Genomic DNA, 26191 nt, shown 5'->3' on the forward strand with positions numbered 1-26191 from the left:
GGAATTCTGCACATGGACAACATCATTCTCGAGATGCGCGGCATCACGAAGACATTCCCGGGCGTCAAGGCGCTCGACAATGTCAGCTTCAAGGTGCGCGAGGGTGAAATCCACGCACTCGTCGGCGAAAACGGCGCCGGTAAGTCCACCTTGATGAAGGTACTCAGCGGCGTCTACCCGGCCGGAACCTACACGGGCGAGATCGTCTACGATGGTGAAACCCGTCGTTTCAGCACGATTTCCGACAGTGAAGAGCTCGGCATCATCATCATTCACCAGGAGCTGGCGCTCGTGCCGCTTCTGTCGATTGCCGAAAACATTTTCCTCGGCAATGAAGTCGCCGAAAAGGGCGTCATCCACTGGCCCCAGACCTTTGCGCGGACGAAGGAGCTGCTGGCAAAGGTCGGCCTCAAGGATGCCCCGACGACCCGGATCACCGATATCGGTGTGGGCAAGCAGCAGTTGGTTGAAATTGCCAAGGCGCTGTCGAAAAAGGTTCGCCTGCTGATCCTCGACGAGCCGACGGCATCGCTCAACGAAACGGATTCCGATGCGCTGCTGACCCTGCTGATGGAATTCCGCAAGCAGGGCATGACGTCGATCATCATTTCCCACAAGCTCAATGAAATTCGCAAGGTTGCAGACCAGATCACCATTCTGCGCGATGGCGGCACCGTTGAAACGCTGGACTGTCATACCGAGGAAATCTCGGAAGACCGGATCATCAAGGGCATGGTCGGTCGCGACATGGAAGACCGCTATCCGAAGCGCGAGCCGAAAATCGGCGAGATGCTTCTCGAGGTCAAGAACTGGAACGTCTTCCATCAGAACCATCGTGATCGCCAGTTCCTGCGCGATGTCTCGTTCAACGTCCGCGCCGGCGAAGTCGTCGGCATTGCCGGGCTGATGGGCGCAGGTCGTACCGAAACCGCGATGAGCATCTTCGGCAAGTCGTGGGGTCACAAGATCACCGGTGAGGTCAAGATGCATGGCAAGCCGGTGGATGTGTCGACCATCCCCAAGGCCATCGATGCCGGGCTTGCCTACGTGACGGAGGACCGCAAGCATCTCGGTCTCGTCCTGCAGAACAACATCAAGGACAACACCACCCTGTCAAATCTGAAGGGTGTATCGACGAGTGGCGTCATCGACGATCGCAAGGAAGCCAAGGTCGCCGCAGACTATCGCCAGATGCTGCGCATCCGCTCGCATTCGATCTATCAGGAGACCGTCAATCTGTCCGGCGGAAACCAGCAGAAGGTTGTCCTGTCGAAATGGCTGTTTACCAGCCCCGAAGTCCTCATCCTGGACGAGCCGACGCGCGGCATCGATGTCGGCGCAAAGTTCGAAATCTATATCATCATCAACCAGCTTGCCGCCGAAGGTAAGGGCATTCTGATGATCTCATCGGAAATGCCCGAACTGCTCGGCACCTGCGACCGCATCTACGTCATGAACGAAGGACGCATCGTCGCGGAACTCACCAAGGAAGAAGCAAGCCAAGAGTCCATCATGCGTGCCATCATGCGCTCTGGGGAGAAACACTAATGGCCATCGACACAAGAACCGAAACCCCCAAGGTCTCCGTGGGCGAATATCTGCGCAAGAATATTCGTGAATACGGATTGCTGCTCGCACTCGTCGTCATCATGCTGCTGTTTCAGGTGCTGACCAACGGTGTTCTCTTCCGTCCTGTCAACATCACCAACCTCGTGCTGCAGAACTCCTTCATCGTCATCATGGCGCTGGGTATGCTGCTGATCATTGTTGCCGGGCATATCGACCTTTCTGTCGGCTCCATCGTTGCCTTTATCGGCGGGATCGCGGCCATCATGCTGGTCAAGTGGGGCTGGCATTTCTCGATCGTGGTGCCGCTGTGTCTGGTGCTCGGCGGCCTGATGGGGGCGGCCCAGGGATACTGGGTGGCCTATCAGAAGATCCCCTCCTTCATCGTGACGCTTGCCGGCATGTTGGTTTTCCGCGGTCTGACCTATGTCGTGCTGGAGGGCCGCCCGATCGGTCCGTTCCCGAAAGAATTCACGCTTCTGTCGACCGGCTTCATTCCTGACTTCCTGTCGTTCACCGATCCGGCCACCAGCCTGATCAAGAATTACGTGGCACTGATCGTCATCGTCGCCCTTGTCGCCCTGTCGATCTATTCCGGCATGAAGAACCGCCGCCTGAACGACAAGCATGGCACGGAGAACGAGCCTTTCGTATTCTTCGTCCTGCAGATGGGCATCATCAGCGCCGTTGCCATCTTCCTTGGATATCAGCTGGCGACCTATCGCGGCCTGCCAAACGTTCTGGTGGTCATGGGTGTGCTGATTGCACTTTATGCGTTCGTCACGAGCCGCACGACCATCGGTCGCCGCATCTATGCGCTTGGCGGCAACGAAAAGGCGGCGAAGCTTTCGGGCATCAACACCGAAAAGCTTGTCTTCCTGACCTTCGTCAACATGGGCGTGCTCGCAGCGCTCGCCGGCATGATCATCGCGGCGCGCCTGAATTCGGCAACGCCGAAGGCCGGCGTCGGCTTCGAGCTCGACGTCATCGCGGCCTGCTTCATCGGCGGTGCTTCGGCTTCCGGCGGCGTCGGCAAGATCACCGGTGCGGTCATCGGCGCCTTCATCATGGGTGTCATGAACAACGGCATGTCGATCATGGGGATCGGCATCGATTACCAGCAGCTCATCAAGGGTCTTGTGCTTTTGGCTGCTGTCTTCTTCGACGTTTACAACAAGAACAAAGCAGTCTGAGGATAGGCTTATGTTTCTCTCGCAATTGAAGACTGGCGGCGTCATTTGCCGCCAGGGTGAGGCCGCGCGCCTTGTCCCGGGGTTCAACTCCACATACGAACTGGCCAAGGTAGCCATCGCCGCCAAGGCTTCTGTCGCTGCCATCGTCGAAAAGCAGGGCGAGGGCGACAGCGTCGATCTTCTGGCCCTTCTCGATGCCGGCAAGCTCGATTGTCCGATCCGCCATCCGGATCCGGCACATATGTATCTCACGGGAACCGGCCTTACCCACACGGGCTCGGCGTCTGCGCGCGACAGCATGCATGCCGACACCGCAGGCATGAGCGATTCCATGAAGATGTTCCGCATGGGCATCGAAGGCGGCAAGCCGAAGCCCGGCGAATTCGGCGTACAGCCGGAATGGTTCTACAAGGGCAATGGCGTCAACGCGATTGCGCCGGGTGACGATCTCGTCTCGCCCTCCTTTGCCCTCGACGGCGGTGAAGAGCCTGAAATGGCCGGCTACTACATCATCGGTGAGGATGGCACGGCGCATCGTCTCGGCTTCTCGGTCGCCAACGAATTTTCCGACCACGTCACCGAGAAGATCAACTATCTCTATCTCGCACATTCGAAGCTGCGCCCGGCATCCTTCGGTCCCGAGATCCTCGTCGGTCCGCTCCCGGATCACGTCGAGGGCGTGTCGCGCATTCTCCGCGACGGCAAGACGGCCTGGGAAAAGGCATTTGTCTCCGGCGAGGCGAACATGTCCCACACCATCGCCAATCTCGAATACCACCATTTCAAGTATGCGCTGTTCTGCCAGCCCGGCGATCTGCATGTGCACATGTACGGCACCGCGACCCTCTCGGTCGCCGACGGCTTCGTCACGCAGGAAGGCGATGTCTTCGAAATCCAATCCCCGCAATTCGGTCTTCCACTGCGCAACCGGCTCGCCCGTGCCGCAGCAGAACCCGTAACGGTCAAGATGCTCTGAGCGGATCGGTCATCGACCCGCCCATCCAACAGAGACAGGACGAAAAAGCCATGAGCAAGTTCAAACCGGCGGCTTGGCCGCGCCAACTGAGATCGCAGCACTGGTACGGCGGGACATCCCGCGACACGATCTACCACCGCGGCTGGATGAAAAACCAGGGTCACCCGCATGACCTCTTCGATGGCCGTCCGGTCATCGGCATCCTGAACACCTGGTCGGACCTGACGCCGTGCAACGGCCACCTGCGCGAGCTCGCTGAAAAGGTGAAGGCCGGCGTCTGGGAGGCTGGTGGTTTCCCGGTCGAAATCCCGGTCTTCTCCGCGTCGGAAAACACCTTCCGCCCGACCGCCATGATGTACCGCAACCTCGCGGCGCTCGCTGTCGAGGAAGCCATGCGCGGCCAGCCGATCGATGGTGCTGTCCTGCTCGTCGGCTGTGACAAGACCACGCCATCGCTCGTGATGGCCGCCGCCTCGACCGATCTGCCGTCGATCGTCGTAACCGGCGGACCGATGCTGAACGGCTATTTCCGTGGCGAGCGCGTCGGCTCCGGCACGCATCTGTGGAAGTTCTCCGAAGCCGTGAAGGCCGGCGAGATGACGCAGGAAGAATTCGTCGAAGCGGAAGCCTCGATGTCGCGCTCCAGCGGCACCTGCAACACGATGGGTACCGCTTCCACCATGGCTTCCATGGTCGAGGCGCTCGGCATGGCGCTGTCGGGCAATGCCGCGATCCCGGCCGTCGACAGCCGCCGCAAGGTGATGGCGCAGCTTTCGGGCCGTCGCATCGTGCAGATGGTCAAGGATGACCTGAAGCCTTCCGACATCATGACCAAGGAAGCCTTCGAGAACGCCATTCGTGTCAATGGCGCGATTGGCGGCTCGACCAATGCGGTCGTGCACCTTCTGGCCATGGCCGGCCGCGTCGGCATCGATCTTACGCTTGATGACTGGGACCGCCTCGGCCGCGACATCCCGACGATCGTCAACTTGATGCCGTCGGGCAAGTATCTGATGGAAGAGTTCTTCTATGCCGGCGGCCTGCCCGTCGTCATCAAGCGCCTGGGCGAAGCCGGCAAGCTCCACAAGGATGCGCTGACCGTATCGGGCGAGAGCATCTGGGACGAAGTCAAGGACGTTCGCAACTGGAACGAAGATGTCATCCTGCCGGTCGAGAAGGCGCTGACGCAGCAGGGCGGTATCGTCGTTCTGCGCGGCAATCTGGCGCCCAAGGGCTGCGTGCTGAAGCCGTCCGCGGCCTCCGAGCACCTGATGAAGCATCGCGGTCGGGCCGTGGTCTTCGAAGACATCGACGACTACAAGGCGAAGATCAACGACGAGGCACTCGATATCGACGAGACCTGCGTCATGGTGCTGAAGAACTGTGGTCCGCGCGGTTATCCGGGCATGGCCGAGGTCGGCAACATGGGTCTTCCGCCCAAGGTTCTGCGCAAGGGCATCACCGATATGGTCCGCATCTCGGACGCCCGCATGTCGGGCACCGCCTATGGCACCGTGCTTTTGCACACCTCGCCGGAAGCCGCGCGCGGCGGTCCGCTCGCCATCGTCCAGAACGGTGATTTCATCGAGCTCGACGTCGATGCCCGTCGCATCCACCTCGACATTTCGGAAGAGGAAATGCAGCGCCGTCTCGCGGCCTGGCGTCCGTCGGTCGAGCCGCCGGCCAGCGGCTATGCCAAGCTCTTCCACGATCACGTCGAGGGTGCCGATACGGGCGCCGACTTCGACTTCCTGAAGGGTTGCCGCGGCTCGCCGGTCGGCAAGGACGCACACTGAGGAGTTGACGATGACAGATCGCATTCCGCTCGCGCTCGTCGGCATCGGCAAGATTGCCCGTGATCAGCACATTCCGTCGATCGCAGGCGGCAATGACTTCGTCGTCTCCGTGGCGGTCAGCCGCCACGGAAAGGTTGAAGGTGCGGAGAACTTCACGGATTTCGATGCATTCCTGGCCGCGCGCCCGGACATCAAGGTCGTATCTCTCTGCACGCCGCCAGAAGTCCGATTCGACATGGCGAAGGCTGCCATTGCAGCCGGTCGTCACGTGCTGATGGAAAAGCCCCCGGCGACGACGCTGGGAGAAGCCGAAGCCCTGACGAAGCTTGCCGAAGATGCCGGTGTCACGTTGTTTGCGACCTGGCATTCGCGGTTCGCTCTCGGCGTCGAGCCGGCGCGGCAGTGGCTTTCCGACAAGGTCATCCAGTCGATCTCGATCGTCTGGAAGGAAGATGTGCGTCGCTGGCATCCCGGCCAGGACTGGATCTGGGAGCCTGGCGGTTTCGGGGTGTTCGATCCGGGTATCAACGCCCTGTCCATTCTGACCGAAATCGTGCCCGGCCATATCATGGTCGAGAAATCCGTGATCGAGTTTCCGGAAAACAAGAAGCAGCCGATCGCCGCGTCGATTGCCATGCGCACAGTCGATGGCGCGCCGATTTCTGCCGAATTCGACTGGCGCCAGGAAGGCCCGCAGACCTGGGACATCACCGTCCAGACAAATGCTGGCGAACTGCGTCTTTCAAAAGGCGGCTCGGAACTCTATATCGGGGGCGTGGAACATGCGTCGGGCCCGGATCGCGAATATGCGGGCATCTACGAACGTTTCGCAAAGCTCATCCGCGCTCGCCAGAGCGACACTGACTATCAGCCGCTGCGCATCGTGGCGGATTCGTTCCTCTGCGGGGAGCGAAAGGTAGTCGCTTCCTTCGAAGACTAAGAAAAGGAGGCCCTTTTCATGGCCTATACACCGACCGGAAAACACCTGATCGCCGGCACCTGGATCGCCAGCACGGACACCTTTGCCTCGTCGCCGGCCACGGGCCCCTCGCACACGTTCTCCAAGGGCACGCCTGCCCTGGTGGATCAGGCGGTCAAGGCCGCTGAAGAGGCTTTCGAGACCTATGGCTATTCGACGCGTGAAGAGCGTGCGGCCTTCCTTGATGCAATCGCTGAGGAAATCGATGCGCGCGGTGATGCGATCACCGAAATCGGCAGCCAGGAAACCGGCCTGCCGGAAGCCCGCCTGATCGGCGAACGTGGGCGCACCGTCGGCCAGCTTCGTCTGTTTGCCGCGCATATCCGCAAGGGCGATTATCTCGACCGTCGCCACGATGAGGCGCTGCCGGATCGCAAGCCTTTGCCGCGCCCGGACCTGAAGATGGTCCAGCGCCCGATCGGACCGGTCGCCGTTTTCGGTGCATCGAACTTCCCGCTCGCTTTCTCGACTGCCGGTGGCGATACCGCCGCTGCTCTGGCCGCGGGCTGCCCTGTCGTCGTCAAGGCACATGATGCACATCCCGGCACCGGTGAAATCGTCGCATCGGCCATAGATGCCGCGATCAAGCGCTGCGGCATTCATCCAGGCGTCTTCTCGCTGGTTCACGGCGGAAGCCGTACGGTCGGCGTGGCGCTGGTTCAGCATCCGCTGATCAAGGCTGTCGGCTTCACCGGTTCGCTCGGCGGCGGTCGTGCCCTCTTTGATCTCTGCGCCCAGCGGCCGGAGCCGATCCCCTTCTTCGGCGAGCTTGGCTCGGTCAACCCGATGTTCATGCTGCCCGCTGCAGTTTCGGCGCGTGGCGAAGGCATTGCCAAGGGCTGGGTCGGTTCGCTGACCATGGGTGCCGGCCAGTTCTGCACCAATCCGGGGATCGTCGTGCTCCTGAAGGGCGCCGATGCTGACAAGTTCGTCGAAACGGCAACCGAGGCGCTGCGTGGCGTCGGTCCGCAAACCATGCTGACCGACGGCATCGCCAAGGCTTACCGTGACGGGGCGACCCGGATTGCCGGCACCGAAGGTGTCCGTTCGGTCCTCACATCGACCTGCGACCTGCGCAATGCCACGCCGTATCTGTTCCAGACGACCGCAAAAGAGTGGCTCGACAACCACGTGCTCGGCGAAGAGGTCTTCGGTCCGCTTGGCCTCATCGTCATCGCGGAAAGCGAAGATGAGATGGTGGCCATGGCGCGGAGCCTGCAGGGTCAGCTCACCGCGTCGCTGCATATCGATGCCGGTGACGAAGCGCTTGGCAAGCGTCTGATGCCGATCTTGGAGCGCAAGGCCGGCCGCGTGCTCGCCAACAGCTTCCCGACAGGCGTCGAGGTTGCCGATTCCATGGTGCATGGCGGTCCTTACCCGGCCTCGACCAATTTCGGCGCCACATCGGTCGGCACGCTGTCGATCCGTCGCTTCCTGCGGCCGGTCTGCTTCCAGGATATCCCGGCTGCCCTGCTGCCGGCTGATCTCGCCTGAGGAGACTGCCGTGACCGGACAGCCGTTCGCCGCCCTGGTTGACTGGGGTACAAGCAATCTGCGTCTCTGGCTGACAGACAGCCATGGCGAGATCATCGCTGAACGGCAGTCCGCCGAAGGCATGGGCACCCTGGAAAGGGATGCCTATCCCGCCGTGCTCGAGGGCCATCTCTCGGCCCTCGCTGCACCCTCTGATCTGCCCGTCGTCGTTGCCGGCATGGCCGGCGCCCGCACGGGCTGGAAAGAGGCCCCCTATGTCGAAACGCCGGCACCTCTGATCGGGCTGTTTCAGCACGCAGTCCGGCCTGAGGGCGCAAGCCGGACGGTCTACATCCTGCCTGGTGTCTGCCAGCGGGCAGGGGGCGCGTATGATGTGATGCGCGGCGAGGAAACTCAGCTTGCCGGCGCGCTTGAGCAGGGTCTCGACACCGCACTGTTTTGCCTGCCCGGCACCCATTCGAAGTGGGCGCTGGTCGAAGGTGGGCATGTGCGCCGCTTCTCCACCGTCATGACCGGCGAACTGTTCCAACTGATCAGCCGCCAGTCGATTCTCCGCCTTTCCGTGCCGGAAGAGAGCGACGCTGAAGCCGATCCGGAGATTTTCGACGCCGCCGTCTCGCAAGCCTTGCAGCCAGGCTTCGCGCTGACCGCAAGCTTGTTCTCGATCCGCGCAGAAGGCCTGCTGTCATCGGGCGAAAAGATGAATGCAGCCGCCCGGCTTTCCGGCATGCTGATCGGCGCAGAGGTTGCCGCCATCCGTGACGATCTGGTGCGTTACGGCAAGGCCTATATTATCGGCACAGGCAAGCTGACGCGGCTTTACGCCCGCGCCATCGGCATCGCCGGCGGTGAGGCCGTGATGCTTGACGGCGGGCTTCTGGTGCGCCGAGGCCTCCTGGCGTCGGCGCTCTCCCTGTTTGATCACGAATTCAAGGACTGAACCCATGACCGCATCCGTCGCCTGGCCGGCGCTTCGCCGCAACCTCGTTGCCATCCTGCGTGGCATCAAGCCGGAAGAGATCGAGGCGACGGTCGATGCGCTTGTCGAGGCCGGCTTCGAAGCCATCGAGGTGCCGCTTAACTCGCCGGATCCGTTCAATTCGATCGAGAAGGCCCGCAAGCGCGCGCCCGGCCACGTTCTAATCGGTGCGGGCACCGTGCTTGAGGTGGCCCAGGTCGACAGGCTTAACGATGCAGGTGGCAATCTTCTGGTAACGCCGAATGTCGAACCCGGCGTTATCAGCCGCGCGGTCTCGCACGGCATGGTGACGATGCCCGGCGTCTTCACCCCCACCGAAGCTCTGCTTGCGGCAAAAAGCGGTGCTGCGGCGCTGAAATTCTTCCCCGCCAGCGTGCTCGGCCCCTCCGGCATTTCGGCGATCAAGGCGATCCTGCCGGCGAACCTGCCGATCGGCGCCGTCGGTGGCGTCTCGGATGCGAACTTCGCCGATTACTGGAAGGTCGGCGTCAGGGCCTTCGGCCTTGGGTCCAGCCTCTACAAGCCTGGCGACGATGCTGCCCTCATCCGCAGCCGTGCGGTGAAGGCGGTTGCCGCCTATGACGCGCTATCGGCTGAATAACAGCCTCTACCGCGCCTTTCTCACCGACAAGCGCTGAGATAGCCGAGCATCAATGACATCCTGAAGGCCGTCGCGTTCAACGACGGCCTTTCTCATGACTGGTATCCCGGGCTTTTGTCAGGTCTCAGGTGACAGCCGTCACGCGGCAGAATTTTGCCTTGCCGATCTGCCCCAATTTGAACAAATCAGACGTCATATTCACGATTGTTACAACGAACTTGGTTGGCGCGAGGCGCCAAGACGGTCCGGTCTGGCGCATTGACCCCTTACCCCCAGCCCCCCAATGCTTTAGGCCGGACCACACCAAGTCCTCCAAGGTGACAGCGAAAAGCTCCAATTACCACCTGGGTAACGCTGGGTCTATCAGCCGTACTTGCACCGCACAGCCTCATAGTGAAGCCATCAGCGTATGGCGCGCTTTTTCATCATCATGGCCGCGCCGATGATCGCCGTCGGGTTTCCTTCATCATCCACGGACTGCAGGAGGATGGCACAACCGTCACTCTTGTCGGAACCCATCACCTTGGCGGGCAATGCAAGATTGATCGGCTCACCGCGCCACATGCCCACGGTCTGGATATCGGTGACGCTATGCCAATAATCGAGAGTCTGGCCGGCGTTCTCGCCCTTCTCCAGTTCCACCGTCTGGTGTTGGCGGAAATAGACCACGACGACGTCTGCCTTGCCGGCGCCTGCACCTATGGAGATTGAAAGCTGGTCGTCTTTGCGGGTGGCATTGACCGGAACCCTGAGGCCATGGCCCTCGTCCTTGAGGCTGCGAATGCGGCCGTTGATTTCGGCAGTATCCGTTCCCTTGATATGCTCCACCCCGTTGATGATCGCCTGGGGTGTGTAGACACCGCTGCGGCCAAACGCTTTGGCATAGGCATATTGCCGTTCGGTATTTTCCGGTCGGGCGAGGGTGTCGGCCCAGCCAAGATAGTTCCAGTAGTCCACGTGGTAGGAGAGGGCCACCACATTGCCCTGCTTGACCACCTTCTCGAAAGCGCGGTCAGCCGGTGGGCAAGAGCGGCAGCCTTGCGAGGTAAAGAGCTCCACCACGCCACTTGGCGTCACAAATTCGCCCGCCCCTGCAGTCGATGGCAGCCAGACTATTGTCGTGACGATGAAGGCCTGCGCCAGCGCGGCAAATGTGCTCTTCATTGTCGCCATGGATTTTCGTGTCATACCTTTTGCCGGATAGCGGCCTGGGGATTGTCTCACCGACTGATAGCGCCAGATGGCACTTCGGGAAAGTCACGATGGGGTGAGAGGTCCGGCATCACATTTGCTTGGCTATGTCGCGCGCTGGACATGCAAAAGCCGCCGGATCGCTCCGGCGGCTTTCGGTTTTAGGTCGCTCTGATCAGGCGGCCAGATCGCGAAGAACGGTCTGCAGGATGCCACCGTTGTTCATGTAGGTGACTTCGTCCAGCGTATCGATGCGGCAGAGAAGCGGGACGTCCTTCTCGGTGCCGTCGGAGTAAGTGATCTTGGCGATCTTCTTCTCGCGCGGCTTGATCTCGCCTTCCAGGCCTTCGATCGTGACGATCTCGTCGCCCTTCAGGTTCAGCGAGGCCCAAGTGGTGCCATCCTCGAAGGTGAAGGGTACGACGCCCATGCCGACGAGGTTCGAGCGGTGGATGCGCTCGAAGGACTGGGCGATGACAGCCTTGACGCCAAGCAGGTTGGTGCCCTTGGCAGCCCAGTCACGCGAGGAACCGTTGCCATATTCGACACCAGCGAAGATGACGAGCGGTGTGCCCTCTTCCTTGTACTTCATCGCGGCATCGTAAATCGACAGCTCTTCCTTGGACGGATAGTGGATGGTGTAGCCACCTTCCTTGCCGTTCGGGCCGAGCATGTGGTTGCGGATGCGGATGTTGGCGAAGGTGCCGCGCATCATGACTTCGTGGTTGCCACGGCGCGTGCCGTACTGGTTGAAGTCGGCGACGGCAACGCCGTTGTCGGTCAGATAAGCACCAGCCGGGGAGGCTGCCTTGATCGAACCGGCCGGAGAGATGTGGTCGGTGGTGATCTTGTCGCCGAAGAGGCCGAGGACGCGGGCGCCCTTGATGTTCTTCAGACCCGAGCCGGTCTTGCCCATGCCGACGAAGTAAGGCGGGTTCTGGACGTAGGTCGACTTGTCATCCCAGGCGTAGGTCTGGCCTTCCGGAACCTGAACCGCCTGCCAGTTTTCATCGCCCTTGAAGACGTCGGCATAACGCGATTCAAACAGTTCGCGGGTGACGTATTTCTGGATGAATTCCTGCACTTCGGCAGAGCTCGGCCAGATGTCCTTGAGGAAGACCGGGTTGCCGTTCTGGTCTTCGCCGAGCGGTTCAGAGGTCAGGTCCTTCTGGACAGAGCCGGCAAGCGCGTAGGCAACGACGAGCGGCGGGGAGGCGAGGTAGTTTGCCTGCACGTCCGGCGAGATACGGCCTTCGAAGTTGCGGTTGCCCGACAGAACGCCTGCGGTGATCAGGCCCTTGTCGTTGATCGTCTTCGAGATCGGCGCCGGCAGCGGGCCGGAATTGCCGATGCAGGTGGTGCAGCCGAAGCCAACCAGGTTGAAGCCGAGCGCGTCGAGTTCCTTCTGCAGACCGGACTTTTCGAGATATTCGCCAACAACCTGCGATCCCGGTGCAAGCGACGTCTTGACCCACGGCTTGGACTTCAGACCCTTGGCAACGGCGTTGCGGGCGAGAAGGCCGGCTGCGATCAGCACGCTCGGGTTCGAGGTGTTGGTGCAGGAGGTGATGGCGGCGATTGCCACGTCACCATGGCCGAGATCGTAATCCGTGCCTTCGACCGCATAGCGGTTGGAAAGCTGGCCCGGCTTCTTGTAGTCGTTTTCGAGGGCCGTCGCGAAGTTCGGTGCGATGGTCTCGAGCGGGAGGCGGCCTTCCGGACGCTTCGGGCCGGCCATGGACGGCACAACGTCGTTGAGGTCCAGTTCCAGCGTGTCGGTGAAGACGAGCTGCGATCCGTCATTGTCGCGCCACATGCCTTGAGCCTTCGAATAGGCTTCGACCAGCGCGATGCGGTCCTTGGTGCGGCCCGACATGTTGAGGTAGCCGACGGTGGCCGAGTCTACCGGGAAGAAGCCGCAGGTCGCGCCATATTCCGGACCCATGTTGCCGATGGTTGCGCGGTCTGCGACCGGCAGCGTATCGAGGCCGGGGCCGAAGAATTCGACGAACTTCGAGACGACGCCCTTCTTGCGCAGCATCTGCACGACGGTCAAAACGAGGTCGGTCGCGGTGACGCCTTCCTTCAGCGTGCCGGTCAGCTTGAAGCCGATGACCTCAGGCAGCAGCATCGAAACCGGCTGGCCGAGCATGGCGGCTTCGGCTTCGATACCGCCAACGCCCCAGCCGAGTACGCCCAGGCCGTTGATCATCGTGGTGTGGCTGTCCGTGCCAACGCAGGTGTCGGGATAGGCGATGGTTTCGCCGTCTTCGTCCTTCGTCCAGACGGTCTGGCCGAGATATTCGAAGTTTACCTGGTGACAGATGCCCGTGCCCGGAGGAACGACGCGGAAGTTCTTGAATGCCTGCTGACCCCACTTGAGGAAGCGGTAGCGCTCGCCGTTGCGCTGGTATTCCAGCTCGACGTTGCGGGCAAACGCGTTCGGCGTGCCGAATTCGTCGACGATGACGGAGTGGTCGATGACGAGGTCGACGGGAACGAGCGGGTTGATCTTTTCCGGATCGCCGCCAAGGTTCTTGATGCCGTCACGCATCGCGGCGAGGTCGACCACGGCGGGAACGCCGGTGAAGTCCTGCATCAGCACGCGGGCCGGGCGATAGGCGATTTCCGCTTCGGTGAGGCCCTTGTTGACCAGCCAGGCGGCGCAGGCTTCGATATCGGCCTTGGTGACCGAACGGCCATCTTCGTTGCGCAGCAGGTTTTCCAGAAGCACCTTCATCGAGTAGGGGAGCTTCGAGACACCGGCAAGACCGTTCGCCTCGGCCTTGGGGATGCTGTAATAGACATAGTCCTTGCCGTCGACGGTCAGGACGGACCGGCAGTTGAAACTGTCGAGTGATTTAGCCACGGATAGAAACCCCGCTTATACTGATAGCCAACACAATCGTGCGGACGCCTATGCACTTCATGCACATCAGGATGCGGGTACGACCATTTCCGCTGTCCGCCCGTGAAAAACGCGTCTTGCGATCCTCAAGTTCGGCACAAGGATGAACTTCACGCCGGCCGCTGGCGTGGTTGCAGGTCTTATAGATAATTTCTACAAAAGGTGCCAGACCGACAAAGGGCGAAAGCCATAATTTTTATGAGGCAGGTCTCATTCTGCCGGAAAGTACACATGATCAGCCTGGTGTGCGAAAATCTTTCCGCCAGACGCGGCGACGATCTGATTTTCGTCAATATATCCTTTACCTTGGCTGCCGGAGAGGCGCTTGTCCTCACAGGGCGCAACGGGACCGGAAAATCGACCTTGCTGCGGGTTGTCGCCGGATTGCTGCCGCCGGAGAGCGGTCGCTCCTCGGCGGTCTTTTCCGATGGTCGTGAGGAGCGTCCGGCGCGCGAAGTCAGCCACTATCTTGGCCACCGCAACGGAATGAAACGGGAGCTGACCGTTGCCGAAAATCTCTCCTTCTGGAAAACCTATCTCGGCGATATGGAGACGGGGCGCAGCCTGAGTGTCGAAGATGCGGCTCACGCCGTCGATCTCGCCGACATCACCCATCTGCCTTACGGCTATCTCTCAGCCGGACAGCAGCGGCGGTTCGCCATGGCCCGGCTTCTCGTCGCCCATCGCCCGGTCTGGATCCTTGACGAACCAACGGCTGCGCTCGATCGTCGCGCGGATGCGATGTTTGCCGATCTCGTCAGCCGTCATCGTTCAGACGGCGGCATCGTGGTGGCCGCCACGCACCATCCGCTGGGGCTCGACGAAGCTCGGGGACTGGAGATGACAGGCTTCGATCTTGCGGACGAGGAGCACGCCGCATGATGGCGCTCCTGCTTCGTGATCTCAAACTTTCGGTGCGCTCGGGCGGCGGTGCGCTGATCGGCGTTCTGTTCTTCATGACGGTCGTCGCCGTCATCCCGTTTGGGGTGGGGCCGGACCTCAATCTCCTTTCCCGCATCGGGCCGGCGATCGTCTGGATCGGCGCCCTGCTCTCGTCTCTGCTCGGGCTTGACCGCCTGTTCCAGGCAGAGCGGGAGGATGGCGCGCTGGATATCCTGCTGATGCAGGAAGCGCCGCTGGTGCTGACGGTCTTCGTCAAATGCCTCGCCCATTGGTTGGCCACGGGTTTGCCGTTGGTCATCGCCTCGCCCTTGCTTGGCCTCTTCATGAACATGGATGAAGTGGCGATCGGCGCTGTCATGCTGACCCTGTTGGTCGGATCTCCTGCGATCACCTTTATCGGTGCTGCCGGCGCTGCCGTTGCGGTCGCGCTGCCGCGTGGCGGTCTGCTGGTGTCCATTCTCGTCCTGCCGCTTACCATTCCCGTTCTGATTTTCGGCGTGAGCGCCACCTATGCGGCCGTGCAGGAGCCCGCACCTTTCCTGCCGCCCTTCCTCTTTCTTGTGGCCTTGAGCTTGTTATTTGCCGTGATCGGCCCCCTGTCGGCAGCCCTTGCGCTGCGCAATGCCGCAGACTGACGAAGGCGCGGTTGACCAGGATCAATTGCGAGCTTTTCGGAATAGGGTTAGAAGCAGGACATGACGAATAGAAGCGCTGCCATTTCCAAGATCGGCGATCTGGCCAATCCAACGCGGTTTCTCGCTCTGGTGGGTGTTCTCCTGCCATGGCTTGCGGGCCTGACACTGATGCTTTTTGTCGCCGGGCTCGTCATGAGCTTCCGCTCGGAAGTCGATTATCAGCAGGGCGACACGGTTCGGATCATGTATGTGCATGTGCCCGCGGCCTGGCTCTCGATGATGTGTTATTCCGTGATGGCGATCTCGGCGATCGGCACACTGGTCTGGCGCCATCCGCTGGCCGATGTCAGCCACAAGGCTGCCGCACCGCTCGGCGCCGCCTTCACCCTGATTGCACTGATCACCGGTTCGCTCTGGGGCAAACCAATGTGGGGCACCTGGTGGGTCTGGGACGCCCGCCTCACCTCCGTCTTCGTGCTTCTTTTGATGTATCTCGGTCTCATTGCCCTCAACCGTGCCATGGATGATCCATCGCGGGCGGCAAGGCTCAGCGCCGTGCTGATCCTTGTCGGCTTCGTCAATATCCCGATCATCAAGTTCTCGGTCGAATGGTGGAACACGCTGCACCAGCCGGCAAGCGTCATGCGTATGGACGGGCCGACGATTGATCCGGAATTCCTCTGGCCGCTTCTGGTCATGGCCATCGCCTTTACCTGCCTGTTCTTCACCCTGCATTTCATGGCGATGCGCAATGAGATCTGGCGTCGGCGCGTGGCAGCCCAGCGTCGTCTCGCGGCACGCCAGGCCAGCCGGGAGCATGCGGCATGACCCACGCATTCTACGTTATCGGTTCCTATCTCGCCGCTGCCGGTATCTGTCTTGGTCTGATCGTATGGACTTGGCTTGATGGTCGTGCCCGGCAGGCCGAATTGAGGGCACTCGAATCCCAGGGCGTGCGCCGCCGTTCTGCAACGGTTGGCACCACCGAGGCATCATCGCAATGAGCCAGTCAGATAACGATCCGCAGGCCGTGCCGAAGGGCAAGGCGAGATATTTGTTCGCCGCCTTGCCGCTCCTGATCTTTGCCGCTCTTGCCCTGGTCTTCCTGACGCAGCTGCAATCCGGTCGAAGTGTCACCGAGATACCCTCGGCCCTTCTTGGAACCAAGGCGCCAGCGCTGCAGCTCCCAGCTCTTGAGGGGGCCAATCGGCCGGCGCTGACGCTCGATGCGATCAAGGGCAAGCTTACTCTGGTGAATGTTTTCGCGTCCTGGTGCGTGCCCTGCCGGCAGGAGCATCCGGTGCTCCTGGAACTGTCAAAGGACCCACGCATCACGGTTGTCGGCATCAACTACAAGGATCGCAACGACAACGCGCTGCGTTTTCTCGGCGAACTCGGCAATCCCTATGCCGCCATTGGTGTCGATCCCAATGGCAAGGCCGCCATCGATTGGGGCGTCTACGGCATTCCGGAGAGCTATCTCGTCAGCCCTGACGGTACCATTCTCTACAAGAAGGTCGGACCTTTCGATCCTTCGACCTTCCGGACAGAATTGATGCCGGCAATTGAAGCGGCGCTTTCAGGCGGCTGACCTCAAAGCGCCGCCTGCCACACTTTCACAGCCTCGATCGGCCAGATCAGCATGATGACGTTGAGCGTCAGATTGTCCCTGATGATGAAGGCCGTCAGGATCTCGAAGAGGATTGCGATCGCAACCGTGAGCCAGACCGGCGCGCGGGCGGCGAAGAAGAAACCTGCAATCATCGACACCATGTCCATGCCGGAATTCAGGATGCTGTCGCCGGTATAGCCGACGGCCATCGTTGCCGTGCGGTAGCGATCGATGACGATGGGCGAATTCTCGAGGATCTCCCAGACCGCCTCGATAAAGGCCGCAAGCGAGAGGCGCATCGACAGCGGTTTGCCCCGCAGCACCGCCCAGCCGAGTAGATAGAACAGGAACCCGTGGATGATGTGCGAGGGGGTGTACCAGTCGAACAGATGCTGGGAATTGCCTGCAGTGTTGACGCCCGGCTCGAACAGCTTGACGTAGCCGCATTCGCAGATCCAGATCCGGCCCATCATGTACTGCGCGATGACCTGCATCGCGATGATGAGAAACGCGATCGTCAGCCAGAACCGGGTCGAGGATGGCGGTGTCTGGTCCACGGTGAGGCTCGTCATGCGTCGTCCTTCTCTTCAAGTGAATGCTTCATGATCAGCGGCATCTGGGCGAGCGTGAAGAGAATGGTGATCGGCATGGTGCCCCAGACCTTGAAGCTGACCCAGGCGTCATCGGAGAAATTGCGCCAGACCACCTCATTGAGCACGGCGAGAAACAGGAAGAAGATACCCCAGCGCAGGGTAAGCTTTTTCCAGCCTTCCGCATCCAGCTGGAATGCGGCGTTGAAAACATAGCCGAGCAACGAGGTACCAAAGGCGAGCCCGCCCAGCAGCACCACGCCGAACAGTGTGTTGACGATGGTCGGCTTCATCTTGATGAAGGTCTCGTCCTGCAGCCAGATCGACAGGCCGCCAAACACCATGACCACCACGCCGGAGACGAAGGGCATGACCGGCAGGTGCTTGAACACCACCTTGGAAATAACCAGAGACACGACCGTGGCGGCCATGAAAAGGGCGGTTGCGATCAGAAGCGGTCCGCCGATGGCAGTCAGCTCGGGAAATGTCCTGCTCAGCCATTCGCCGCGCAGGTTGCCGAAAAAGAAGACGAGAAGGGGGCCAAGCTCCAGCGCCATCTTCAGCATCGGATGCTGCTTGTCGGCTTTGGAGGCATGGGTATCGGTGGATGTATCCGACATGAAATGTTCCTTTGCGTAGGCGCTGCTTATCGCGCCAGTCCCGCCAATGCGCTGGCAAAATCCTGTGCCTCGAAAGGCTCGAGGTCGTCGATTCCTTCACCGACGCCGATGAAATAGACGGGAAGTTTGTGCTTCGCGGCGATGGCCACGAGGATGCCGCCACGGGCCGTGCCGTCGAGCTTGGTCATGATCAGGCCGTTGACGCCTGCCACGTTGCGGAAGATCTCGACCTGCTGCAGCGCGTTCTGGCCGGTCGTCGCATCGAGCGTCTGGAGTACGGTATGCGGGGCATCGGGATCGAGCTTGCCGAGCACACGGACGATCTTTTCAAGTTCGGCCATCAGTTCGGTTTTGTTCTGCAGACGACCGGCGGTATCGATGATCAGAACGTCGGCTTTTTCGACCTTGGCCCGCTCAAAGGCCTCATAGGCAAGGCCCGCTGCATCGGCGCCCAGCTTTGTGCCGACAAAGGTCGAGCCGGTGCGATCGGCCCAGATCTTGAGCTGTTCGATGGCGGCTGCGCGGAAGGTGTCGCCTGCCGCCAGCATTACCTTCAGGCCCGAGCCGGAGAGCTTGGCCGCGAGCTTGCCGATCGTCGTCGTCTTGCCGGTGCCGTTGACGCCGACCACGAGGATGACATGCGGCTTGTGGTTCAAATCCAACGCCAGCGGCTTTGCCACCGGCGTCAGGACCTTGACGATTTCGGCGGCCATGATCTTCGTTACGTCCTCGCCCGTCACGTCCTTGCCGTAGCGTTCGGAGGCCAGCGTGTCGGTCACGCGCAGCGCCGTCTCGACACCGAGATCCGCCTGGATCAGCAGATCCTCCAGCTCTTCCAGCGTCTCGTCATCGAGCTTGCGCTTGGTGAAAAGTGCGGAAATCTGCCCGGTCAGCTGCGAGGAGGTGCGGAACAGGCCGGCCTTCAGGCGCTGGAACCAGCTCAGCTTTTCTGCAGGCTCAGGCGCTTCGGGTTCGATCGTGCTCAGCGCGTAGGCGGCAAAGCCTTTCGGCAGGTTCGGTGCGTCCTGATGATCAGCACTAGCCTCGCGGGTCACATCCGACGGTGCCAGTTCGGCATCGACATCTTCGGCTTCGGCCTCGGCCTGCTTGGCTTCATCAAGGGTCGGCAGCGCCTCCAGGTCTTCGGCGGCAGCTTCCTCTTCCGCGCGCAGGAGCTCCAGCGGTACCATGGCGATGTCATCAGCCGGTCCGCCCGCAGTGTCCATCTCCGCTTCCGAGACGGGATCGTCTGCAAGCGGCAGATCTTCGACCCGGTCTGTCGGCTCGGTCTCGGCCGCAATCGCTGCCTTCTCCGCATCCGTCAGCGCCGTCTCGTCCGTTTGAGGCGTAGCGTCTGCCGGCTTCTCCTTGCCGAAGGTGAAGACTTTCTTGATGAAGCCGAGGGCCATGGTCATGTGTCCGTGTGTCAGGCAGCCGCGTCAGCCGCTGCCGATGCAATCGTCAGATGGCGGCCGGTATGGCCACCGATCGAAACCTCGAGGAGGCTGCCGGGTTTCATGCCGGGTGCTGCAACGAGGGTGAAGTCTTCCGTATGCGCCATTTCGTTGCGCTCGACCAGCAGCTTCTGGCGGGAGCCGACATGCGCGGCGAGATGCTTAGCCTGCAATCTGTCCGCCACGGCGCGAAGTGCCGCCGCCCGTGCCTTGACGAGCGCCCGGTCGAGCTGCGGCATTCGTGCCGCCGGCGTGCCGGGGCGGGGGCTGTAGGGAAAAACATGCAGATGGGCGATGCCGATCTCCTCGGCAAGCAGAGTGGAGTTTGCCGCCATCGCCTCGGTCTCCGTCGGGAAGCCGGCGATCATGTCGGCACCAAAGGCAAAACCGGGACGCAGCCGGCGGACCTGCTCGGCAAAGGCAATGGCATCGGCGCGCGAATGCCGGCGCTTCATGCGCTTCAGGATCATGTCGTCGCCGTGCTGCAGTGAAAGATGCAGATGCGGCATGAAACGCGGCTCGCCGGCAATCAGGTCGAAGAGATGGCTGTCTGCCTCGATGCTGTCGATCGAGGAGAGACGCAGGCGCAGGATCTCTGGCACCTGCTTTAGCAGCGTCTTGGCGAGCAGGCCGAGGGTCGGGTTGCCTGGCAGATCCGTGCCGTAGCTCGTCGCGTCAACACCTGTTAGCACCACCTCACGATAGCCGTTCTCGACCAGCTTGCGTGCCTGCTCCACGACCGCGCCCATCGGCACGGAGCGCGAATTGCCGCGCCCATAGGGAATGATGCAGAAGGTGCAGCGGTGGTCGCAGCCGTTCTGCACTTGCAGGAAGCCGCGCACATGGCCATCGATATGCGCCACCATCTGCGGAGCCGTCTCGGTCACGCTCATGATGTCGTTGACAGCCACCTTCTCTTCCGCCGAGACGCCGAAATCCGGCAGGCGGCGATAGTGCTCGGCCTTCAGCTTTTCCTCGTTGCCAAGGACAGCATCGACCTCGGCCATGGCGGCGAAGGTGTCAGCCTCCGTCTGGGCAGCACAACCGGTGACGATGATGCGAGCTTCCGGGTTTTCCCGGCGTGCCCGGCGGATCGCCTGGCGGGCCTGGCGCACGGCTTCAGAGGTGACCGCACAGGTGTTGACGAGGATCGCGTTGTCGAGACCGGCCTTGGCGGCCTCGGCTTTCATGACCTCGGATTCATAGGTGTTCAGACGACAGCCGAAGGTGATGACCTCGACGGCGCCTTTTTGTTCAGACGTCACGGGGGCGCGGCCTCTGCTTCGCCGCCCTCGTCGCGCTGCCAGGTGCCGGTCGCCGGATCAAGCGTTCCGGACCATTCCCATTCGGCTGGGCCGGACATCACGACCTTGTCGTCCGCGCGCCAGTCGATGGTCAGCGTGCCGCGATTGGGGCTGGAGGCGACCGTGATCGTCACCTTGCGCTCCGTGCGACCGGTACGGGCAGCGGATACGCCAGCGGCGCAGGCGGCCGATCCGCAGGCAAGCGTCAGGCCGGCGCCGCGTTCCCAGGTGCGGGTGATCATCGTTGTCTTCGAGGTGACCTGGGCGAGCGTGATATTGGCCTTTTCCGGGAAGATCGGGTGGTTTTCAAGCAAAGGACCAAAGCGCTCAAGATCAAAACTCATCGGATCGCGATCGACCCAGAAGACGGCATGCGGATTGCCCATCGACATGGTGGAGGGCGAATGCAGGATCGGCGCATCGATCGGGCCGATCTGCAGCTCGATACGGCTCGTATCGTGGAATTCTTCCGCAAGCGGGATCTTGTCCCAGGCGAAGACGGGCTTGCCCATGTCGACGGAGATCGTGCCATCAGGATGCTCGACGGCGTTCAGAATGCCGGCGATAGTCTGGAAGGTGAAGCTTTTGCGGCCTGTTTCGTTGGCAAGCGCTTGCACCACGCAGCGCGTGCCATTGCCGCAGGCCTGGGCCTTCGAGCCATCGCAGTTCAGGATGTCGATATAGGCATCCGTGCCATCGACCTTCGGATCGTGGATCGCCATGATCTGGTCGAAAGCGGTTGCCGGGTCGGCGGCAAGGGCGATAGCCGCAGCCGGTGCCACCCGGTCGGTGCGACCGCGCATGTCGACGACCAGGATCTTGTTTCCAAGCCCGTTCATCCTGGCGAATTCGACCCGATCCGGCATTGTCACTCCCTATAGCTACAGTTTCAGCCTATATGGCGGAAACCCAGCCGAATTACCAGTAGAGCAGCCAAAACCGTGCTGCCTTGGTCAACGCCATTGTCGGGTTGCACCCAGCCATTCCCGGGTTCGCGCCTCGGGATCGGCATGCAAGGTAATGTCCGTCACGACGGCTGCACTGTCTGCCCCTGCTGCGAAGACGCCAGGTAGACGGTCAGGGCGAAGCCCGCCGATCGCGACCAGGGGCAGGGGAGCGATTCTTTCCTTCCAGGCCGTCAGCCGTTTGAGGCCTTGCGGCGCCCAAGGCATCTTTTTCAGGATCGTCGGATAGATCGGACCGAGTGCCACATAGTCGGGCTCGGCGGCCAGTGCCGTTTCAAGCTCGGCGTCGTCATGGCTGGAAAGGCCGAGCCTTATGCCTGCGTGCCGGATCGCGGCGAGATCCGCCGTTGCCAGATCCTCCTGGCCGAGATGGACGAAGTGGCAAGCCTCGTCGATGGCGATCTGCCAGTGGTCGTTGATAACAAGCTGGCAGCCGTGGTCGACGCAGCATTGCCGGGCGCGGCGGATGTGCTGGCGAAGCACGCTTTCCTCGGTGTCTTTCATCCGCAGCTGCACCAGTTTGACGCCCAGCGGCACAAGCCGCTCGATCCAGTCGGCGCTGTCGACGATCAGATAGAAGGGGTCGAGTTTCATGCGAAGATCCCTTTCCCGATCACGGGGGTGGACGGCACGGCCATATCACGCGGTTCCAGCATGCCGGCTTGATGGGCGATGTGTCCTGCCTCGATGGCCTTGGCAAAGGCCTCAGCCATCGCGGCTGGATCACCAGCACTGGCGACTGCGGTGTTGAGCAGCACTGCGTCATAGCCGAGTTCCATCACTGATGTTGCGTGGGAGGGGCGGCCAATGCCGGCATCGACGATCAGGGGTATGTCCGGAAATTCTACCCGCATGGATTTGAGCGCGGCCACGTTCTGCGGCCCCATGGCGCTCCCGATCGGCGCGCACCAGGGCATCAGCACCCGGCATCCGGCGGCGAGCAGCTTCTCCCCGACCACCAGATCGTCTGTCATGTAGGGGAAAACCTCGAAGCCCTCGCTAACCAGGATCTTCGCCGCTTCCACCAGCTCGAAAACATCCGGCTGCAGCGTGTCGTGATGGCCGATCACCTCAAGCTTGATCCAGCTGGTGCCAAAGACCTCGCGCGCCATCTTTGCCGTTAGCACCGCTTCTTTGGCGCTGTGGCAGCCGGCGGTGTTCGGCAGAACATGAACGCCAAGATCGCGGATCAGCTGGAAGAAAGCCCCGCCCGCATTGCCGCCTGCGGTCTCACGGCGGAGCGACACCGTGACGATCTCGGTCTTCGACCGCCGCACAGCCTCCGCAAGCTTCGCTGGCGAGGGGTAACGCGCCGTGCCGAGCAATAGGCGCGAGGAGACGGTCTTGCCGTAGAGTTTGAGGGTCATCTCAGCCTCCCTGCATGGGCGAAAGAATTTCAATCCGGTCGCCCTCCTTCAAGGGCTGAGCGGCACGCTCCTCGCGGTGAACAAGGTCACCGTTGACGGCTGTTGCCAGCCAGTCGCCCTCGTAGTCCAGCTTTTCGAGCAGATCGGCAAGGTTGCCTGCATCAAGCTCCAGGGCTTCTCCATTGACGGTGAGCTTCATGCGGTCCTCCTTTTTTCGGATGCGTAGATACACTTCAGCCTTTCAGCCGCTTCACGCGCCAGCGCTGGAGCGAGCAGAAAGCCGTGGCGATGCATACCCGCGAGTGCGAACCCCTCGGCCGTCTCGACGATGCTTGGCACGTTGTCTGCGAAGGCCGGGCGGATACCGGTGCCGGTGTCCACGATGCGCGCCTCGGCAAAGGCCGGGTGCAGGGCATAAGCGGTGTTGAGCAGCTCCATCATCGAGCGCGCGGTGATCGGCCCGTTATCGTCCGTTTCAATCATGGTCGCGCCCAGCATAAAAAGCCCGTTGCCGCGCGGCACGATGTAGAGGGGGTGGCGGGGATGCAGGAGGCGGACAGGGCGCGAGAGGCAAAGGTCAGCCGTCTGCAAATAAAGCATCTCACCGCGCACGCCGCGCAGCCCTTCGATCTCGCCGATCGCCTGTGGCCCTCGGCAATCAACAACCTGCACATTGTCTCCCGCATCACCGGCCTCCTCTCCGAAGCGGAAGGAGACGCCGAGTTGCCGCGCCGCCTCGTAAAGATCGCGCAGCGCCTTGCGGGGATCGAGATGGGCCTCCTCTGGGAAAAAGAGGCCGGTGCCGAAACGCCCTCTGAGATCCGGCTCCAGCTCTGCAATCTCCTCTTCACCCACCCAGCGATGGCCGGAGGTTCGACTCGAAAAGCGCTTGAGGTCGGCCATGTCGCGGGGATTGGCCAGCACAAGCGTGCCCCGACGCTGGACGAGACCAGGCACGGCCTCGTCCCACCAGTCGGCAGCGGGAAGGCCTAGCGTCAACACGATCTCTTCCGCCGCCTCCCGCTCGCAATAGGGGGCAAGCATTCCGCCGGCCCAATGGGAAGCGCCAAGGCCGATATCGGCCCGACGCTCCACGACCTCGACAGGGATACCTCTGCGCGCCAGTTCCAGCGCCGTGGCAAGTCCCGCGACGCCGGCGCCTTTCACAAGAACGGTCATGACCGCTCTCCCGCCTCAAGCGCTGTGATCTCGTCCGCCGTCATGTAGAGATCGCCTCCGGCGCGGTATTTCTCCGCCATGGCAGTCAGGCCCTCCTTCTGGGCCTCGGCGCGGATATCATGCGAGATGCGCATCGAGCAGAATTTCGGTCCGCACATCGAGCAGAAATGCGCCACCTTGTGCGCCTCCTTGGGTAGTGTCTCGTCATGCATGGAGCGTGCCGTTTCCGGGTCGAGCGACAGGTTGAACTGATCCTCCCAGCGGAATTCGAAGCGGGCGCGGGAAAGGGCGTCGTCGCGCAGTTGGGCTGCCGGATGGCCCTTGGCGAGATCGGCTGCATGGGCCGCGATCTTGTAGGTGATGACGCCCACCTTGACGTCGTCGCGGTCGGGGAGACCGAGATGCTCCTTCGGCGTGACGTAGCAGAGCATGGCGGTGCCGAACCAGCCGATCATCGCCGCTCCGATGCCGGAGGTGATGTGGTCGTAGCCGGGGGCGATATCAGTCGTCAGCGGCCCGAGCGTATAGAAGGGCGCCTCGCCGCAGGTCTTCAGCTGCTTGTCCATGTTCTCCTTGATCTTGTGCATGGGAACATGGCCGGGACCTTCGATCATCACCTGGCAATCCTTAGCCCAGGCGATCCGCGTGAGTTCACCCAGCGTATCGAGCTCGGCAAATTGCGCGGCATCATTGGCATCGGCAATCGAGCCGGGTCGCAAGCCGTCGCCGAGCGAGAAGGAAACGTCGTAGGCGCGGCAGATGTCGCAGATTTCCTCGAAATGCTCGTAGAGGAAGCTCTCCTTGTGATGATGCAGACACCACTTCGCCATGATCGAGCCGCCGCGCGAGACGATCCCGGTGACGCGGTTGACGGTGAGGGGAATGTAGGAAAGCCGCACGCCGGCATGAATGGTGAAATAGTCGACGCCCTGTTCTGCCTGCTCGATCAGGGTGTCTCGATAGACCTCCCAGGTCAGCTCCTCGGCAATGCCGCCGACCTTTTCCAGCGCCTGATAGAGCGGCACGGTGCCGATCGGCACGGGCGAATTGCGGATGATCCAGTCGCGGATGTTGTGAATGTTGCGCCCGGTCGAGAGATCCATGACCGTGTCGGCGCCCCAGCGGATCGCCCAGACCATCTTCTCCACCTCTTCAGCCATGGAAGACGTGACGGCCGAGTTGCCGATATTGGCATTGATCTTCACCAGGAAATTCCGTCCGATGATCATCGGTTCGAGTTCCGGATGGTTGATGTTGGCCGGGATGATCGCCCGGCCCGAGGCGATTTCCTGGCGGACGAATTCCGGCGTCACGTAATCTGGAATGTCTGCGCCAAAGCTTTCACCGTCCCGCGTCAGCGCTTCTGCCGCCGCCTTGCGTCCTAGGTTTTCGCGGATTGCCGCATATTCCATCTCGGGCGTGATGATGCCCGCCCTTGCATAGGCGATCTGAGTGATCGCCTTGCCATATCGTGCGCGAAGCGGTTGATGTTTCACGGGAAACGCTGGCGTCAGCTTTTCGTCCGAGACAAATCCGTTGTCCTCCGGCTTCACCAGTCGCCCTTCATAGGCTTCGACATAGCCCGTCTGCCGAGACCAATCGAGCCGATGGCGCGGCAGACCTTGTTCAATTGCGATCACCGCTGCCGGATCGGTATAGGGGCCGGAACTGTCGTAGACGGCCACCGGTGCCTCGCCTGATGTCGGGTGAAGGGCGATCTGGCGCATCGGCACGCGGATGCCGGAATGGATCTCGCCGGGCAGATGGATTTTTGTCGAGGCGGGAAGTGGCCCGGTAGTGACGCTAAGTGGTGGGAGTTTCGGGGCAATATTCATCGTGGAGCTCCAAGTGTTCAGGTTGGAGACCCAGTCATGTCAGC

At 61.6% G+C, this 26191-nt stretch carries 25 protein-coding genes; 13 read left to right on the forward strand and 12 right to left on the reverse strand.

The features are described from left to right. Window positions 1-12: 12 nt before the first annotated feature. From mmsA to FAA97_RS12890, 8 genes are read left to right on the forward strand one after another with little or no spacing between them, the layout of a single operon-like run. Window positions 13-1548, forward strand: a complete 1536-nt coding sequence (mmsA, locus tag FAA97_RS12855) for a multiple monosaccharide ABC transporter ATP-binding protein (RefSeq protein ID WP_136599302.1) — start codon at window positions 13-15, stop codon at window positions 1546-1548. After that, a complete protein-coding gene (gene mmsB, locus FAA97_RS12860) occupies window positions 1548-2759 on the forward strand; it encodes a multiple monosaccharide ABC transporter permease (protein ID WP_136598956.1) in 1212 nt (403 codons plus the stop codon). Before mmsA ends, mmsB begins: the two co-directional genes overlap by 1 nt. Before the next feature lie 10 nt (window positions 2760-2769). Beyond that, on the forward strand, window positions 2770-3735 hold the full coding sequence (araD1, locus tag FAA97_RS12865; RefSeq protein WP_136598957.1) for an AraD1 family protein: 966 nt from the start codon (window positions 2770-2772) through the stop codon (window positions 3733-3735). A gap of 50 nt (window positions 3736-3785) precedes the next feature. Beyond that, on the forward strand, window positions 3786-5531 hold the full coding sequence (araD, locus tag FAA97_RS12870) for an L-arabinonate dehydratase (RefSeq protein ID WP_136598958.1): 1746 nt from the start codon (window positions 3786-3788) through the stop codon (window positions 5529-5531). Between the two features lie 10 nt (window positions 5532-5541). Continuing rightward, entirely contained in the window at window positions 5542-6471 is a 930-nt protein-coding gene (locus tag FAA97_RS12875; protein WP_136598959.1) for a Gfo/Idh/MocA family protein, read from the forward strand. Window positions 6472-6489: 18 nt separating this feature from the next. Next, on the forward strand, window positions 6490-8004 hold the full coding sequence (locus tag FAA97_RS12880) for an aldehyde dehydrogenase (NADP(+)) (RefSeq protein WP_136598960.1): 1515 nt from the start codon (window positions 6490-6492) through the stop codon (window positions 8002-8004). Between the two features lie 10 nt (window positions 8005-8014). Continuing rightward, entirely contained in the window at window positions 8015-8944 is a 930-nt protein-coding gene (locus FAA97_RS12885; protein WP_136598961.1) for a 2-dehydro-3-deoxygalactonokinase, read from the forward strand. 4 nt (window positions 8945-8948) lie between these two features. Beyond that, window positions 8949-9584 carry a 2-dehydro-3-deoxy-6-phosphogalactonate aldolase gene (locus FAA97_RS12890; protein WP_136598962.1) on the forward strand — a complete coding sequence of 212 codons (636 nt, stop codon included), beginning with the start codon at window positions 8949-8951 and terminating at the stop codon, window positions 9582-9584. A gap of 402 nt (window positions 9585-9986) precedes the next feature. Here the strand turns inward: FAA97_RS12890 and FAA97_RS12895 are convergent, their stop codons facing one another. Both FAA97_RS12895 and acnA read right to left on the reverse strand, forming a co-directional pair. Next, a complete protein-coding gene (locus FAA97_RS12895; RefSeq protein WP_425467424.1) occupies window positions 9987-10748 on the reverse strand; it encodes a DUF1223 domain-containing protein in 762 nt (253 codons plus the stop codon). Window positions 10749-10950: 202 nt separating this feature from the next. Continuing rightward, window positions 10951-13644, reverse strand: coding sequence for an aconitate hydratase AcnA (acnA, locus tag FAA97_RS12900; RefSeq protein ID WP_136598964.1), 2694 nt, complete (start codon window positions 13642-13644; stop codon window positions 10951-10953). A 273-nt stretch (window positions 13645-13917) separates the two neighbouring features. Between acnA and ccmA the strand changes: the two genes are divergently transcribed. From ccmA to FAA97_RS12925, 5 genes are read left to right on the forward strand one after another with little or no spacing between them, the layout of a single operon-like run. Continuing rightward, complete coding sequence (gene ccmA / locus FAA97_RS12905; protein WP_136599303.1) at window positions 13918-14565, forward strand: heme ABC exporter ATP-binding protein CcmA; 648 nt, start codon at window positions 13918-13920, stop codon at window positions 14563-14565. Continuing rightward, window positions 14562-15221, forward strand: coding sequence for a heme exporter protein CcmB (ccmB, locus tag FAA97_RS12910; protein WP_136598965.1), 660 nt, complete (start codon window positions 14562-14564; stop codon window positions 15219-15221). The genes ccmA and ccmB overlap by 4 nt, the downstream gene beginning before the upstream one ends. 60 nt (window positions 15222-15281) lie before the next feature. Further along, entirely contained in the window at window positions 15282-16049 is a 768-nt protein-coding gene (locus tag FAA97_RS12915; RefSeq protein WP_136598966.1) for a heme ABC transporter permease, read from the forward strand. After that, on the forward strand, window positions 16046-16225 hold the full coding sequence (ccmD, locus tag FAA97_RS12920; protein WP_136598967.1) for a heme exporter protein CcmD: 180 nt from the start codon (window positions 16046-16048) through the stop codon (window positions 16223-16225). Before FAA97_RS12915 ends, ccmD begins: the two co-directional genes overlap by 4 nt. After that, window positions 16222-16812 carry a DsbE family thiol:disulfide interchange protein gene (locus FAA97_RS12925; RefSeq protein WP_136598968.1) on the forward strand — a complete coding sequence of 197 codons (591 nt, stop codon included), beginning with the start codon at window positions 16222-16224 and terminating at the stop codon, window positions 16810-16812. Before ccmD ends, FAA97_RS12925 begins: the two co-directional genes overlap by 4 nt. A 2-nt stretch (window positions 16813-16814) precedes the next feature. Here the strand turns inward: FAA97_RS12925 and FAA97_RS12930 are convergent, their stop codons facing one another. The 10 genes from FAA97_RS12930 to thiC form a co-directional block, all read right to left on the reverse strand. Further along, window positions 16815-17405 carry a DUF2585 domain-containing protein gene (locus FAA97_RS12930; RefSeq protein WP_136598969.1) on the reverse strand — a complete coding sequence of 197 codons (591 nt, stop codon included), beginning with the start codon at window positions 17403-17405 and terminating at the stop codon, window positions 16815-16817. Further along, the gene (locus FAA97_RS12935) at window positions 17402-18043 is read right to left on the reverse strand and encodes a septation protein A (RefSeq protein WP_136598970.1); all 642 of its coding nucleotides are present in this window, start codon (window positions 18041-18043) and stop codon (window positions 17402-17404) included. The genes FAA97_RS12930 and FAA97_RS12935 overlap by 4 nt, the downstream gene beginning before the upstream one ends. A gap of 26 nt (window positions 18044-18069) precedes the next feature. Then, window positions 18070-19452: a signal recognition particle-docking protein FtsY gene (gene ftsY, locus FAA97_RS12940; RefSeq protein WP_136598971.1), complete on the reverse strand. Its 1383-nt coding sequence runs from the start codon at window positions 19450-19452 to the stop codon at window positions 18070-18072. Between the two features lie 17 nt (window positions 19453-19469). Further along, window positions 19470-20762 carry a tRNA (N(6)-L-threonylcarbamoyladenosine(37)-C(2))-methylthiotransferase MtaB gene (gene mtaB, locus FAA97_RS12945; RefSeq protein ID WP_136598972.1) on the reverse strand — a complete coding sequence of 431 codons (1293 nt, stop codon included), beginning with the start codon at window positions 20760-20762 and terminating at the stop codon, window positions 19470-19472. Continuing rightward, window positions 20759-21667, reverse strand: coding sequence for a diaminopimelate epimerase (gene dapF / locus FAA97_RS12950; RefSeq protein ID WP_136598973.1), 909 nt, complete (start codon window positions 21665-21667; stop codon window positions 20759-20761). Before dapF ends, mtaB begins: the two co-directional genes overlap by 4 nt. Window positions 21668-21754: 87 nt before the next feature. Then, the gene (locus FAA97_RS12955; protein WP_136598974.1) at window positions 21755-22360 is read right to left on the reverse strand and encodes a thiamine phosphate synthase; all 606 of its coding nucleotides are present in this window, start codon (window positions 22358-22360) and stop codon (window positions 21755-21757) included. After that, a complete protein-coding gene (locus tag FAA97_RS12960; protein WP_136598975.1) occupies window positions 22357-23133 on the reverse strand; it encodes a thiazole synthase in 777 nt (258 codons plus the stop codon). Before FAA97_RS12960 ends, FAA97_RS12955 begins: the two co-directional genes overlap by 4 nt. Before the next feature lies 1 nt (window position 23134). Then, window positions 23135-23332 carry a sulfur carrier protein ThiS gene (thiS, locus tag FAA97_RS12965; protein WP_136598976.1) on the reverse strand — a complete coding sequence of 66 codons (198 nt, stop codon included), beginning with the start codon at window positions 23330-23332 and terminating at the stop codon, window positions 23135-23137. Then, the gene (gene thiO / locus FAA97_RS12970; RefSeq protein ID WP_136598977.1) at window positions 23329-24312 is read right to left on the reverse strand and encodes a glycine oxidase ThiO; all 984 of its coding nucleotides are present in this window, start codon (window positions 24310-24312) and stop codon (window positions 23329-23331) included. Before thiO ends, thiS begins: the two co-directional genes overlap by 4 nt. Next, entirely contained in the window at window positions 24309-26147 is a 1839-nt protein-coding gene (gene thiC, locus FAA97_RS12975; RefSeq protein ID WP_136598978.1) for a phosphomethylpyrimidine synthase ThiC, read from the reverse strand. The genes thiO and thiC overlap by 4 nt, the downstream gene beginning before the upstream one ends. Window positions 26148-26191: the final 44 nt, after the last annotated feature.

Origin of the sequence: Peteryoungia ipomoeae, from assembly GCF_004912165.1 — a bacterium.
Lineage (GTDB): Bacteria > Pseudomonadota > Alphaproteobacteria > Rhizobiales > Rhizobiaceae > Allorhizobium > Allorhizobium ipomoeae.